14 protein-coding genes are annotated in these 13,262 nt (G+C 42.9%); 5 read left to right on the top strand and 9 right to left on the bottom strand.

The window, feature by feature from the left end; all coding sequences use genetic code 11:
* Positions 1-87: 87 nt before the first annotated feature.
* From HMPREF1863_RS01485 to rpmH, 9 genes are read right to left on the bottom strand one after another with little or no spacing between them, the layout of a single operon-like run.
* Positions 88-606, bottom strand: coding sequence for a heme exporter protein CcmD (locus HMPREF1863_RS01485; RefSeq protein WP_068366702.1), 519 nt, complete (start codon positions 604-606; stop codon positions 88-90).
* Between the two features lie 3 nt (positions 607-609).
* Complete coding sequence (rsmG, locus tag HMPREF1863_RS01480; protein WP_068366699.1) at positions 610-1,311, bottom strand: 16S rRNA (guanine(527)-N(7))-methyltransferase RsmG; 702 nt, start codon at positions 1,309-1,311, stop codon at positions 610-612.
* Positions 1,292-3,199, bottom strand: coding sequence for a tRNA uridine-5-carboxymethylaminomethyl(34) synthesis enzyme MnmG (mnmG, locus tag HMPREF1863_RS01475; RefSeq protein ID WP_068366696.1), 1,908 nt, complete (start codon positions 3,197-3,199; stop codon positions 1,292-1,294). Before mnmG ends, rsmG begins: the two co-directional genes overlap by 20 nt.
* A gap of 8 nt (positions 3,200-3,207) precedes the next feature.
* The gene (gene mnmE, locus HMPREF1863_RS01470; protein ID WP_068366693.1) at positions 3,208-4,566 is read right to left on the bottom strand and encodes a tRNA uridine-5-carboxymethylaminomethyl(34) synthesis GTPase MnmE; all 1,359 of its coding nucleotides are present in this window, start codon (positions 4,564-4,566) and stop codon (positions 3,208-3,210) included.
* Positions 4,567-4,609: 43 nt separating this feature from the next.
* Positions 4,610-5,452 carry an RNA-binding cell elongation regulator Jag/EloR gene (jag, locus tag HMPREF1863_RS01465; protein WP_068366690.1) on the bottom strand — a complete coding sequence of 281 codons (843 nt, stop codon included), beginning with the start codon at positions 5,450-5,452 and terminating at the stop codon, positions 4,610-4,612.
* A gap of 1 nt (position 5,453) precedes the next feature.
* Positions 5,454-6,173: a YidC/Oxa1 family membrane protein insertase gene (locus HMPREF1863_RS01460; RefSeq protein WP_068366687.1), complete on the bottom strand. Its 720-nt coding sequence runs from the start codon at positions 6,171-6,173 to the stop codon at positions 5,454-5,456.
* 17 nt (positions 6,174-6,190) lie between these two features.
* Positions 6,191-6,406: a membrane protein insertion efficiency factor YidD gene (gene yidD, locus HMPREF1863_RS01455; RefSeq protein ID WP_068366684.1), complete on the bottom strand. Its 216-nt coding sequence runs from the start codon at positions 6,404-6,406 to the stop codon at positions 6,191-6,193.
* Positions 6,403-6,753, bottom strand: a complete 351-nt coding sequence (rnpA, locus tag HMPREF1863_RS01450; RefSeq protein ID WP_068366680.1) for a ribonuclease P protein component — start codon at positions 6,751-6,753, stop codon at positions 6,403-6,405. Before rnpA ends, yidD begins: the two co-directional genes overlap by 4 nt.
* A 3-nt stretch (positions 6,754-6,756) precedes the next feature.
* The gene (gene rpmH / locus HMPREF1863_RS01445; protein WP_068366676.1) at positions 6,757-6,891 is read right to left on the bottom strand and encodes a 50S ribosomal protein L34; all 135 of its coding nucleotides are present in this window, start codon (positions 6,889-6,891) and stop codon (positions 6,757-6,759) included.
* A gap of 507 nt (positions 6,892-7,398) precedes the next feature.
* Here rpmH and dnaA point away from each other — a divergent pair.
* The 5 genes from dnaA to gyrB all read left to right on the top strand — a co-directional run bounded on the left by dnaA (position 7,399) and on the right by gyrB (position 13,259).
* The gene (dnaA, locus tag HMPREF1863_RS01440; protein ID WP_068366673.1) at positions 7,399-8,733 is read left to right on the top strand and encodes a chromosomal replication initiator protein DnaA; all 1,335 of its coding nucleotides are present in this window, start codon (positions 7,399-7,401) and stop codon (positions 8,731-8,733) included.
* Positions 8,734-8,890: 157 nt separating this feature from the next.
* Positions 8,891-9,988, top strand: coding sequence for a DNA polymerase III subunit beta (gene dnaN / locus HMPREF1863_RS01435; RefSeq protein ID WP_068366670.1), 1,098 nt, complete (start codon positions 8,891-8,893; stop codon positions 9,986-9,988).
* Complete coding sequence (yaaA, locus tag HMPREF1863_RS01430; protein ID WP_068366666.1) at positions 9,985-10,188, top strand: S4 domain-containing protein YaaA; 204 nt, start codon at positions 9,985-9,987, stop codon at positions 10,186-10,188. The genes dnaN and yaaA overlap by 4 nt, the downstream gene beginning before the upstream one ends.
* 68 nt (positions 10,189-10,256) lie before the next feature.
* Complete coding sequence (recF, locus tag HMPREF1863_RS01425; RefSeq protein ID WP_068366662.1) at positions 10,257-11,315, top strand: DNA replication/repair protein RecF; 1,059 nt, start codon at positions 10,257-10,259, stop codon at positions 11,313-11,315.
* A gap of 24 nt (positions 11,316-11,339) precedes the next feature.
* Positions 11,340-13,259, top strand: a complete 1,920-nt coding sequence (gene gyrB / locus HMPREF1863_RS01420) for a DNA topoisomerase (ATP-hydrolyzing) subunit B (protein WP_068366659.1) — start codon at positions 11,340-11,342, stop codon at positions 13,257-13,259.
* Positions 13,260-13,262: the final 3 nt, after the last annotated feature.

Below are 13,262 nucleotides of genomic sequence, written 5' to 3'. Positions count from 1 at the left end.
ACTAGACTCCCCAATGGTTGACATAGAACCGTTATTGTTAAACGTAAACTTTAAAATGTTCCACGTGGAACATTTTGTGTTTATATTTTAAACATTTTCCGAACCAGATTCTTCCTTTTCCGATTTATTATCTTCAGGAGATTCATCAAATTGTGTTTCCGCTGTCCCTATCTCTGTGTCGGCTTCAGATTCTTTTGTTCCATGTGGAACATTTCCTTGATTGTCTTCAATCTTTCTAGACTTAGAAGACCTCTTGACGTAGAAAATTTTGTTTTTATCTTCGCCTGCTCGCTCGATGACGATTTTATCGTGATTATCGTCGGGATTTGCGTCTGTATTTTCCAATTCTCTCTGCATGCGACGGGACTTCAAATACTCTCTTTTGGCTTTTACATATTCACGCCTTGAAAATACGATGCAAGCTACAAGGGAAAGAATGCCCACTCCATAAGCCACGTATGGTAGGGGGAAAATCAGTTCATCGATAATGCCCAAATAATTCAAAAAACAAAGGACTTCAAAAACCAAAAGAGCGCCCACCGCTTTGCTCTTGGTTTTTATTACTCGATAAAGTAAAAAGGCGAATAGGGGAATAAAGACGATCATAAATTAAAGAGGATCCTTTCTCGGTTTTCCGCCGCCTCGCGGATACTTTTTAGGCGTGCTTTTTATTTTTTGTACGACTACTAAAAGCCTTTTATCACCGTCGGGAAGTGTAAACTCTTCACAACGGACGCGTTCGCCGCCCAATGTCTTAATGGCGTTTTCGGCTTCCTCAATTTCCTCTTCACCTTCCGGACCCTTCATGGCGATGAGATAGCCTCCTTGCTCTACGAAAGGCAAACAATATTCCGCCAGGATATTGAGCCTTGCAACAGCACGGGAGAGGACGATTTGATATTGCTCGCGAAATTCCGGATTCCGTCCGGCCTCTTCCGCACGACCGTGAAAGGTTTCTACATTCTTAATGCTAAGCTCGTCTACTACGGCGTTTAAAAAGGTTATGCGCTTGTTTAAACTGTCCATTAAGTGAAATTGACGATGAGGTTCGGTAAGGGCCAATACCATGCCGGGAAATCCAGCGCCCGTTCCGAGGTCGAGAACTTTTCCCGTACCTTCATACTCATCTAATAAAAGGGGAGTTAGGGAATCGATAAAGTGCTTATCGATCATTTCCTGTTCGTCGGTTATTCGCGTTAAATTCATGCGCTCGTTCCAATCCAAGAGGATTTCGCTGTAACGATCGAAGGCATCCAGGGGCAAATCCCGGTTAAATCGTTTCAGAGTTTCTTTACGCGTCTCCCAATTCATTCGTTGCCTCCCTGTTCTTTTGCTCTAAATAAATGAGCAAGACATTAATATCCGCTGGACTAACGCCGCTAATGCGCCCTGCCTGTCCCACAGATTCCGGTCGAATAGCGGAAAGTTTTTCCTTGGCTTCGTTGCGCAAACCCTTAATGGCGGTGTAATCCAAATCCTTTGAAAGAAGTTTATTTTCCATTTTTCTGAATTTTTGAATTTGTGCCATTTGTTTTTCAATATAGCCTTTATAGCGAATTTCCGTCTCCACTTCCTCAATAACATGGCGGGGGAGAGCAGGGCGGTTTTCATCAAATATGGCCAGCTTATCGTAGGTAAGCTCCGGACGCTGCATTAAGTTTAAAAGAGGGGTTGCATTTTTAAGGGTGGCAGAGCCCAGTTCTTCCAATTTTTGAATATTTTCTTCCGTAGGATTAATTTGAATAGACGCCAAGCGTTTCCGCTCGTTTTCAATGGCATCGCGGCGGGCAAGAAAGCCTTCATACTGTTCGTCGCCTACGAGGCCAATAGAGCGTCCGATTTCCGTTAAGCGAAGATCTGCATTATCTTGGCGAAGGGTTAGGCGGTATTCCGCACGTGCGGTCATCATTCGGTAAGGTTCTCTGGTACCTTTCGTTACGAGGTCGTCGATTAAAACGCCGATATAAGCCTGGTCTCTTCTTAAAATAAGAGGATCTCTACCTTGAATAGATAAAGCGGCATTAATTCCGGCGACGAGACCTTGAGCCGCAGCTTCTTCGTAACCGCTGCTGCCATTGATTTGCCCTGCCATAAAAAGATTATGGACACCCATTACTTCGAGGGATCGATCCAGTCTCGTGGCGTCGATGGCGTCATATTCGATAGCATAAGCGGGGCGCATGAATTCACAATGCTCCAACCCGTCGATCTTTTTATAAAGCGCCATTTGAACTTCAACGGGTAGGGAAGAGGAGACACCCTGTACGTAAATTTCCTTCGTTAAAAGACCTTCTGGCTCGAGAAATACCTGATGACGATCTCTGTCGGCGAAACGGGTTACCTTATCTTCAATAGAGGGGCAGTAGCGAGGACCTTTGCCTTCAATATCGCCCATGGCCATAGCGGAACGCCCGATATTTTCGCGAATAATCTCGTGACACTCCGGCGTCGTATAGGTTAAGTAGCAGTCGATTTGCTCTTTGTCACTATAATCTTTATCGAAGTTGCTGAAGGAAAATGGATGAATTTCGTCATCTCCCTTTTGAATTTCCATGCCGCTGAAATCGATGGAATCCCTATGCACTCTCGCCGGCGTGCCCGTTTTCATCCGCATCGTTTCGATACCGATGCCTTCAATACTCGATGTCAGTAAATTAGCCGGTTGCATGCCGTCGGGGCCGCTGGAAAAATTGACTTCTCCCATAAATACCCGGCCTCTTAAGTACGTCCCCGTGGCGAGGACAGTCTTCTTTGCTTTGTAAATAGCTCCAGTTTTACATACGATTCCCGAAAGCTCATCGTCGATAAAATAAAAAGAAGCGGCTTCATCTTGAATAAGGTGGATGTTCTTTTCATCTTCAAGGGTCATTTTCATAGCGCAGTGATAGTTCCACTTATCCGCTTGAGCGCGCAAGGAATGAACCGCCGGGCCCTTGGAGCGGTTGAGCATGCGTGATTGAATAAATGTCTTATCGATGTTACGGCCGATTTCACCGCCGAGGGCGTCGATTTCACGAACTAAGTGGCCCTTACCGGTGCCTCCGATATTGGGATTACAGTTCATGGCGGCAATCGAATTTAAGTTCATGGTAATAAGGGCTACTTCCATGCCCATACGTGCTGCGGCAAGAGCCGCTTCACAGCCGGCATGTCCTGCTCCTACGACGACGACATCGACTGTTTTCGCTAAAAAATCCATAATACTCCTTATTTCCCGATACAGAATTTAGAAAATACGTGATCCAGTACTTCTTCGCCGGCAGTTTGACCGGTGATTTCGCCGAGTTTAATGAAGGCATCCTCGAAATATACCTCAGCAAGATCTAAACCGATGCCTGCCATAAGATCATCTCGTCCCTTTTCCATGGACTCGATGGCTGCGCTTAAAAGATTTTTATGGCGAAGGGAATAAATCTGCACCTCGTCGGCAGCTACTTCACCCGATAAAAACCAGGATTCGATTAAATCCTCCACAGCTTTAAGACCTTCCTGCCTAATAAGACTGGTCTCAAGAACCGCTCCCGGAAAATATTTTTCGAGATCCGATACGGTCACTACAGAGCCTAAATCCTGTTTATTTAAAAGACAAATGACGCGCTTGTCCCGAATACCTTCGATGATTTTTAAATCTTCTACATCTAAGGGGCGTGAAGCGTCAAAAATAGCGATGATTAAATCCGCCGTATCCATGCTCTTTAATGCGCGCTCAATACCCATTTTTTCCACTAAATCTTCCGTTTCGCGAATTCCCGCCGTATCCTGCATGCGCAAATGAATGCCGTCCAAAGAATAGGAGGCCTCCAATACATCGCGAGTGGTTCCCGGAATTTCCGTCACGATAGCTTTATCTTCCCTTAAAATTGCATTTAAAAAAGAGCTCTTTCCCACATTCGGTTTGCCGATAATGGAGGTGGCGATACCGTCTTGAATCATTTTTCCCCGTTTAAACGTCTTTAAAAGGGCTTTCATTTCGCCTAAAAGCTCTTCCGTCGTGTTTTCCAGAAGTGACGTGTCCACGGGTTCTACTTCCTCGGTGGAAAAATCAATATCCGCAACGAGATGAGCCAAGGTATCTTTTAAACGACGGCGGAAATCTTCTATTTTACGGTATAAATGACCCGTTAACTGGCGAGCACTTTGGCGCTGAGAGGAGACGCTGTCCGCTTCGATCATATCCACAATAGCCTCGGCTTCTGTAAGATCCAATTTACCGTTTAAGAAAGCAATCTTCGTAAACTCGCCTCGCATAGCAGCTTCGCAACCGCCGTCGATAAATGCCGAAAGAATACGTTCGAGGCCGACACTACCGCCGTGAGCCTGAATTTCCACCATATCTTCCCCTGTATAACTGTAGGGTCCGCGAAAAGCCACGGCGAGTACCTCATCGATAATTTCATCCTCTACGACAAAATGACCGTAAAGCAATTTCCGATCATTTAAAGGATCGGACAAGGCGCTTTTCGAACGGAAAAATTTCTCCGCCACGGCAATGCTGTCGGCGCCGCTTAAACGCACAATACCAATACCTGCCGGCGATTTCGCCGTGGAAATAGCAGCTATGGTCATAAACTCAACCTCTCCCTTTCTTTAAAAAAAGCCTTCATAGAGACTATGAAGGCTGTGATGTATCCTTATGAATGACGACGCACCGATGAGGATCTTTTCCCTCGCTGTGCGTGCGAATTCCTTCGACATTTGCCAAGCACGCGTGGACTACCCGGCGTTCTTGAGCATTCATCGGTTCCAATTTAATGGATTCATTGGTTTTTAAAACTTTATTGGCAGTTTTACCGGCGACGCGCTTTAAAGCCGCTTCCCGTTTTTTGCGATAACCGCTGCAATCCACGATCACGCGCCTGAATTCTTTCGTTCGGTGATTTACCATGGCGGATAAAACAGTTTGAACACCGTTAAGTGTCGCGCCGCGCTTGCCGATGACAATCCCCGTTTCTTCCCGTTTTCCATCGATAGAAACGAAAATTTCACGATCTTTAAATTCTACGGAAAGAGTATATCCGAGACCTAATGATTCCATGATACGATCGACAAATTCACGAACGAGCATTTCCAGTTCATCGTCGGTAGCCTCTTCAAAAGCATCTTCGGATTCTTCCACACTTTGTGGTATTTCATCAGCTTTTGAAGTTTCAGCCTTTTCTTCCGAAGGAACTTTTACAATGTCTTCAACGGAAGCTTCAACTTCCATTTTGTCGAGATCCTTGCGAACGGTTTTAATCTCTTCATCTTGTAAAATCGAATCGATAATATCCTTATTATCGAATTTCTTTTTTACCTTGACGATAGCGTCTTTCCCTCCGATCAGGCCCAAAAATCCTCCGGAAGGTTCTTCAACAATTTCGACATCCACTTCATCTCGGGACGCCTTCAATTCCTTCAAGGCCTTTTCGACGGCCTCGTCGATTGTTTTTGCCGATTGGATGGAAAAGTTCACGCTATGCCTCCTTTTCTTTTTCCTTTTCAATAAACTTATTACTAATAAATTGTTGGAAAATCGTATAAATACTTCCTACAATCCAGTAAAGCACCAAACCCGCCGCCATATTACGGGCAAAGAACAAAATCATAACCGGCATCATAATGGACATGCTTTTCATCATTTGTTCCGATTGTTCCGTAGAAGGCGCAGCGTTGGCTTTTTGCACTAAGTAAGTAGAAAGCCATGTAAAAAATGCCGCAATAATAGGCAACACAAGCTTCGTCGGATCGGGATGATCTAATGAAGGTATGAAGAAAAAGTTTTTTTGTATGGATGCGTAAAATTCCGGATTAGTAAAGGCAAATTTCGTAGGATACATAAAGATCCTATAAAAAGCCAATAATAAAGGAAATTGAATCAGCATGGGCAAACAACCGCTTAAGGGATTAAATTGTGCTTCTTTATAAAGCTGCGACTGTTTTTGAGCCAAAAGCTGACGATCATTTTCATATTTCTTTTGAATTTTCTTCATTTCCGGCTGAATTTTAGCCATCTTTAATTGATTTTTCGTTTGAAATAAATTCAAAGGCAAGAGGGCAAAACGCAGTAAAAGTGTCGTTACAATAATCGCGATCGCATAATATGAAATAGCGGACGGTTCGGAACCGATGGCCGATACAAAATCATAAATGTGGCGTAAAATGACACCAAAAAAACTCGCTAATGCATTAATCAAATATACTTCCTCCTAATCTATGGAAGGGGATCGTAGCCACCCTTATGAAAAGGATGACATCGTAAAATGCGCCTTATGGTTAAATAAAGCGCTTTAAAAAAAGGATATTTCAAAAAAGCTTCGTAACCGTACTGGCTACAGGTCGGATAAAAACGACAATGGGCGCCTACGAAAATGTACTTGGAAATGAATCGCTGATAAAAGCAAATAAGGGCGAGGGCGATTTTATTCATGATCGCTTATCCCTTTTGATCATCTTGGAGACGCGCATTAAATGGTTAAAAGAAGATTTCATTTCCCCAAAGGTCATATCGGGAACATTGTTCTTCACTACCACGACCAGATCGTAGCCAATGGGCAAGTTAGAAAAAACCTCTCCGTACAGAACGCGGAGACGCCTTTTTATTTTATTGCGAACAACGGCCTTTCCCACCTTTTTGTTGATGGAAAAACCCATCCTAGAATGGTCCAGGCCGTTACGTCTGATGTAGAGAGTATAGTTTCGATTACCGAACGTTTTTCTCTTCTTATATACTTTTTTAAAGTCGTTATCCTTTTTAAGAAAGTACTTCTTATCCATGAATTAAGCAGAAAGTTTCTTTCTTCCCTTAGCTCTACGAGCACGTAAAACCTTACGACCGCCGCGAGTTCTCATGCGCGCACGAAATCCGTGTTCTCTTTTTCTTTGTTTACGTTTCGGTTGATACGTTCTTTTCATTAGACTACACCTCCTCCGTCGGGATCTAAAAATCGCCTAGACGACCTATTTTTAAAATACACTCTATATATTATAGGGATAGAATGGATGCAAGTCAATTGTTTTATAGAGAAAAGCCCTAGATAATCCCATTTAATACGGGCAAACGCTTTTTTAATATAAATGGAAAAGTGAAATAAAATTGCACTTTTTGAGGTTGGCAGATATGTTGATAACTATTTTTAGATTGTGTATAATTATTTTTAACCTGTTAATAAAAAAATGCCTGTGAATATAATGTGAATTATCCACAATCTGTTGATAAAGTGTTGATAAGTTTTTAAGCTTTTCAAAAATTAGCTTAATTTACAAATTTTTTCCACATAGTTATCGACATTATATAGGATTTGAGTTTGTTTATAAAGACTCTATCCCCATTATCCACAGCCTTGTTGATTTTTTAATCCTAGGGTTTATTTTCCACATGTTAATATGTTCATTATTATTTAGAAAAATCGGGAGTGAAAAATGGCAGTCGATGTGCAAACACTTTGGAACGAAGCGTTTCAATTAATACTTAAAGAGAATCTCTACGACTCTCAAATTAATACCTGGTTTCGCCCCATTACGCCGGTGGCGATTCAAGGCGATGAACTTATCCTTGGAATTTCAAGGGAATTCGTCTTAAATCACCTGAAGAAAAACAATAATAATTACAAAAGTTTAATTCAGCGTGTAGTAAAAGAGGTAAGCGGTAAAGATTATTCCATTCAATTTATTTTAATTTCCGATCGCCCCGGAGAACCTATTCCGGTAGATTCCACGGCGGAGACGGTTTATCATTTAAATCCGAAATATACTTTTGATTCCTTCGTCGTAGGCCAATCCAATCAATTCGCCCATGCGGCGTCTCTTGCCGTAGCCGAAAATCCGAAAGAAGCTCACGCTAATCCCTTGTTTATCTACGGTGGCGTCGGTCTTGGAAAAACACACTTAATGCATGCCATCGGTCATTTCATGCATCGAAACGATCCGACAAAACGCATTTTATACGTGACGAGCGAACAGTTTACCAACGAATTTATCGCATCGATTCAAACAAATCGTAATGAAGAATTTCGCAGAAAATACCGCTCGCAAGATCTCCTTTTAATCGACGACATCCAATTTATCGCCGACAAAGAATCCACTATGGATGAATTTTTCCATACGTTTAATGAACTTCACGGTAGAGACAAACAGATCGTATTAACGAGCGACAAACCGCCGAAAGATATACAAAAGCTGGAACAGCGTTTAATTTCCCGTTTCGCCTGGGGACTCGTCGTAGATATTCAAGCACCGGATTTGGAAACGCGTATTGCCATTTTAAGGAATAAAGCCCAAAGCGACGGCTTCGATGTGCCTGATGACGTTATTAACTACATCGCCACCCACGTCAAAAGCAATATTCGTGAATTGGAAGGTGCACTTTCCCGAGTCACGGCTTATTCCAAACTTACTACCGGAATCGTAAGTGAAGAAACGGCGGCCTATGTTTTAAAAGATATTTACGAAAACAACCGACCGGTTCAGATTACGGTATCTCACATTAAAGATATTGTAGCGGAACATTACAATATTACCGTCGAGCAAATGAACAGTAAAAAGCGCTCAAGACCTTTAGCTTATCCCCGTCAAATCGCCATGTATCTGACACGGGAAATGACCGAACTTTCCCTTCCGAAAATAGGACAGGAATTCGGCGGAAGGGATCATTCTACTGTTATTCATGCCTGTGATAAAATTAAAAGCGATATAGAAAAAGATACGGAACTTGCCATCGAAATCGAATCACTGCAAGAAAAAATCCGAGGCAATTAAAAGACCTGTTGATAAAATAGGCCGTCATGCACCGACTTATAAACACACTATCCACAGAGAAAGCCTCATAGAACCCTTTTAAAACGACACTATCCACACATTCACAGACCCTACTACGAATACGAAGTATTAATCTAAAGATATGAGGAGGAAACCATTGAAAATTCAAATCGATAAATCAGCTCTTGTATCGACTGTCTCCATGGTATTGCGAGCTATTTCTTCCAAAACGAATATGCAAATATTAGAAGGCATTTACATGGAAGCAAAAGACGGCCAATTAATTCTACGGGCGACAGATACCGAAATCTCTATGGAATCTCGACATGCCTGCTTAGTTGAAGAAGAAGGAAGTATTGTTTTAAATGCTTCTTTATTCGGCGATATTGTGCGCAAACTTCCTTCCGCTATGGTACACATGGAAAGCGAAGGACAAAAACTTTCCCTTAACTGTGAGCAAACGAATTTTGAAATTATGGGTCAAAATCCCGACGAATATCCACAATTACCGGAACTTGGCGGCAGTGAAAAAATCGTCGTTACAGGGGAATCTCTTTTAAAAGCGTTTAAAGAAACACAGTTTGCTACGAGTAACGATGATATGCGCATCGTCTTGACCGGTGTTTTATTGGATGTTAAACAAGACGGCATCACCTTCGTCGCTTTGGACGGCTATCGAATGGCCATGAGTAAAATAAAAGGGGAACAAGAAGTCGTTCGGGATTTAATTCTCCCTGCGCGAAGCGTCTCTGAAATTTCAAAACTTATTGATGAAAACAAGACATTCGTTCTCGAAATCGGGAATAATCACATATTGATTCAATTCGACGATACAAAGTTTTTCACCAAACTATTAAACGGCGAATTTTTCCAATACGACAGCTTGGTTCGCAAAACACACGATATGGAGCTTTTAGTCGAACGTAAACCCTTTATCTCCGCCTTGGAACGGGCCAGTTTGATGACGGGGAAAGAACGCAACGGCCTCGTAAAATTGGATATTCACGACGACGTTATTGAAATTCTTTCCAATTCCGAAGTAGGAAAAGTACACGAGACGGTAAAAGCGGAAAAAACCGGAAAAGATCTTACCATCGCTTTTAACGCCCGCTACTTACTTGAAGGTATTCGCGTCATAGAAGATGACACGATTAAAATGGGCTTTACCGATGCCGTCAATCCCTGCATCATTACCCCTACAGACGGAGAAGACTATCTCTATCTCGTTTTACCTGTAAGGTTGGCCAATCTATGATCATAAAAACGGAATTTATTAAACTGGACAGCTTTTTAAAACTACTGTCATGGGTTGATTCCGGCGGCATGGCGAAAACCGTTATCGGCGACGGCATCGTCTTTGTAAACGGAGAGCGGGAAACGCGAAGAGGACGAAAACTCTATCCCGGCGATGAAGTTGAAATGATGGGGATGAAGGAAACCGTGGAAAAGGAATAACCTCCGGTCTTTTATAAATCGAACATTTGTACTATACTAGAGGAATACAAGGTCTGCAGGAGGTATGCATGTTTGTTAAAACACTGGATTTGGTGAGTTTTCGAAACCACGACCACCTATCCATGACCTTCGGCGAGGACATGTACCGCTTAATCGGACCAAATGGTCTTGGAAAAACTAATTTTTTAGAGGGCATCTACGTCGCCATGACCGGTCGCAGTTTCAGAACCCATGCCTTAAAAGAAGTGATTACCTTCGGCGCGGAATACAGCTATCTCGCTTCGACAATTCACATCGATACATTTGACCACAAGCTACAGCTTACGATTAAAGATGACGGAAAATATTATTTGCGAGACAACAATCCCATTAAACGTGCTAAAGACTATGGCCGGGGATTAGGTGTAGTGGTTTTTGAACCTAAACATCTTCAGATGGTTCAGGGTTCCCCTTCCGGGCGTCGTAATTTTTTAGACGAAATGCTTCGCATGACATCACCTGCTTATGACGAAAGTTACAGCGGTTATTATCACGTTCTTTATCAGCGGAATTATGTACTTAGAAAATTAAAAGAACCGTCTTTATTAGATGTGTATGATCGGCGATTATCCACTTATGCGGCGGTTTTATTAAAAGAGCGATTAAAGTTTTTAAAGCGTATGGCACCCGGCGTATCCAAATATTATGAAGCGATATCCGGTGATCGGGAAAGTTTAGAAGTGCGCTATAAGGCTTCATTTCCCGTCACGCGCATCGAGGCACTGGAGGAAGAATTCTACGAAAGTTTAAAATTATCCAGAGAGTCGGATCGCGAACGGGGAAGGACGGGGATTGGCCCCCATTTAGATGATCTTTCATTTTTATTAGACGGAGTGGAGGCAAAAAAATATGCCTCTACCGGACAAATACGAAGCATTGTTTTAGCTCTAAAGTGTTTAGAGATTGAGCGAATAGGCGATTTTTTAGGAAGCGATCCCGTGGTCTTATTGGATGATGTTTTGTCGGAACTCGACGAGATGCGGCGCGATGTACTTTTATCGGAAATTAAAGGCCAATGTTTTATAACATCGGCAGAGGAAATAGGGAGTTTAAAAGAAAAGTCGACGGCTATCGATTTAAATAAATAAGACTCACGGTTATGAGGAGGTTTTATGGTTAAGGAAAATGAATATAATTCCAGTAATATTCAGGTATTAACAGGTCTGGAACCGGTGCGAAAGCGCCCGGGGATGTACATAGGCTCTACCGGTGCGAAAGGTCTTCATCACTTAGTCTATGAAGTTGTCGATAACTCCATCGACGAAATTTTGGCGGGACGATGCGATCAGGTAATCGTCGAATTGCACGAAGACGGATCGGTCAGCGTATCGGATAACGGCAGCGGGATTCCCGTCGATATTCATCCGCAGACGAAAAAGAGTACGGTCGAAACGGTCTTAACCATCCTTCATGCCGGCGGTAAATTTAACAGCGACGCCTATAAAGTATCGGGCGGTCTTCACGGCGTCGGCGTTTCTGTCGTCAACGCTCTTTCCAAGAAATTAATAGCCCACGTGAAGCGTGAAGGAAAAGCCTTTGAACAAAGTTTTTCTCGCGGAATTCCCACTTCCACATTGGAAGTGGTGGAGGAAAACGTAAAGGACACAGGGACCACCATTACTTTCTGGCCCGATGAAGAAATTTTTACCGAAACCCTAGAATTCAGCAGAGAAACCTTAGCCCGTCGTTTCCGCGAAATGGCCTTTTTAAATAAAGGTGCCTATATCGAATTTATCGATCACAGACCGGACAAAGAGTTTAAAGAAATTTACCACTACAAAGGCGGCATTCAGTCTTATGTGGAATACATTAATCGCAATAAAAAGCCTATTCACGATAAAATTCTCTACATCGACGAAATCGAAGAGGAAACGGACGTGGAAATCGCCATTCAGTATACCGACGGTTATCGTGAGACGGTTCTAACCTTTGCCAATAATATTAATACGGAAGAAGGGGGAACTCATCTTTCCGGCTTTAGAAGTGCTTTAACGAAGAGCATTAACGAATACGGCAGAAAATATAATTACATTAAGGAAAAGGAAGAAAATCTTTCCGGAGAAGATGTGCGGGAGGGAATTAGTGCGGTTATCAGCGTTAAACTTCCCGATCCTCAATTTGAAGGACAAACCAAGGCGAAACTCGGCAATTCCGAAACACGCTCCATCGTCGAAAGGGTCGTCAATAATAATCTCTCTACATTCTTGGAGGAAAATCCGAAAATCGGAAAGATTATTTTAACAAAAGCTCTCTCCGCGCGCCGCGCAAGAGAAGCTGCTCGAAAAGCCAGGGATTTAACCCGTAAACGCTCGATTTTAGACAATACCCCTCTTCCCGGTAAACTCTTCGACTGCCAAAGCAACGATAATGAAGTCACCGAAATTTTCCTGGTGGAAGGGGACTCCGCCGGCGGCAGTGCCAAAGGCGGAAGAGACAGCAGTTATCAGGCTATTTTGCCTCTTCGCGGTAAAATTATGAATGTGGAAAAGGCACGAATGGATAAAGTGCTAAATTCCAATGAAATTCGCGCCATGATCACCGCTTTCGGAACCGGCGTCGATAAAGAATTCGATATCGAAAAATTACGTTACGGCAAAATCATTATTATGACCGATGCCGACGTCGACGGCGCCCACATTCAAACATTGCTTTTAACTTTCTTCTTCCGTCATTTACCGGAACTTATCGAAGAAGGCCATGTCTTTGTGGCCAGACCTCCGCTTTACGGTATTAAGCGCGGATCGAAAGTCCTCGAATACTGCTATAACGAAGACGAGCTGCAAGAAGCTATGGATCGTTTAGGTCGAAATAATAATTTAAAAATCGGTCGATACAAAGGTCTCGGTGAAATGAATGCCGAAGAGCTTTGGGAGACTACGATGAATCCTGAACACAGAGTATTGCTCCGTGTGGAAGTGGAAGATGCACAAGCTGCCGATGAAGTTTTTTCCATGCTCATGGGGCAGGAAGTGGCGCCTCGTCGTGAATTCATTGAAGAAAACGCAGTGTATGCGGAAAATATAGACGCTTAGGAG

Source organism: Aedoeadaptatus coxii, assembly GCF_001553115.1.
Taxonomy (GTDB): Bacteria; Bacillota; Clostridia; order Tissierellales; family Peptoniphilaceae; genus Aedoeadaptatus; species Aedoeadaptatus coxii.
The sequence above is the reverse complement of the archived record's forward strand: the minus strand, read 5'-3'. Positions and strand labels throughout refer to the sequence as shown.

Coding starts and splice junctions, on each gene's coding strand:
- HMPREF1863_RS01485 (WP_068366702.1), bottom strand. CDS start 606: ATGATCGTCTTTATTCCCCTATTCGCCTTTTTACTTTATCGAGTAATA.
- rsmG (WP_068366699.1), bottom strand. CDS start 1,311: ATGAATTGGGAGACGCGTAAAGAAACTCTGAAACGATTTAACCGGGAT.
- mnmG (WP_068366696.1), bottom strand. CDS start 3,199: ATGGATTTTTTAGCGAAAACAGTCGATGTCGTCGTCGTAGGAGCAGGA.
- mnmE (WP_068366693.1), bottom strand. CDS start 4,566: ATGACCATAGCTGCTATTTCCACGGCGAAATCGCCGGCAGGTATTGGT.
- yidD (WP_068366684.1), bottom strand. CDS start 6,406: ATGAATAAAATCGCCCTCGCCCTTATTTGCTTTTATCAGCGATTCATT.
- rnpA (WP_068366680.1), bottom strand. CDS start 6,753: ATGGATAAGAAGTACTTTCTTAAAAAGGATAACGACTTTAAAAAAGTA.
- rpmH (WP_068366676.1), bottom strand. CDS start 6,891: ATGAAAAGAACGTATCAACCGAAACGTAAACAAAGAAAAAGAGAACAC.
- dnaA (WP_068366673.1), top strand. CDS start 7,399: ATGGCAGTCGATGTGCAAACACTTTGGAACGAAGCGTTTCAATTAATA.
- yaaA (WP_068366666.1), top strand. CDS start 9,985: ATGATCATAAAAACGGAATTTATTAAACTGGACAGCTTTTTAAAACTA.
- recF (WP_068366662.1), top strand. CDS start 10,257: ATGTTTGTTAAAACACTGGATTTGGTGAGTTTTCGAAACCACGACCAC.
- gyrB (WP_068366659.1), top strand. CDS start 11,340: ATGGTTAAGGAAAATGAATATAATTCCAGTAATATTCAGGTATTAACA.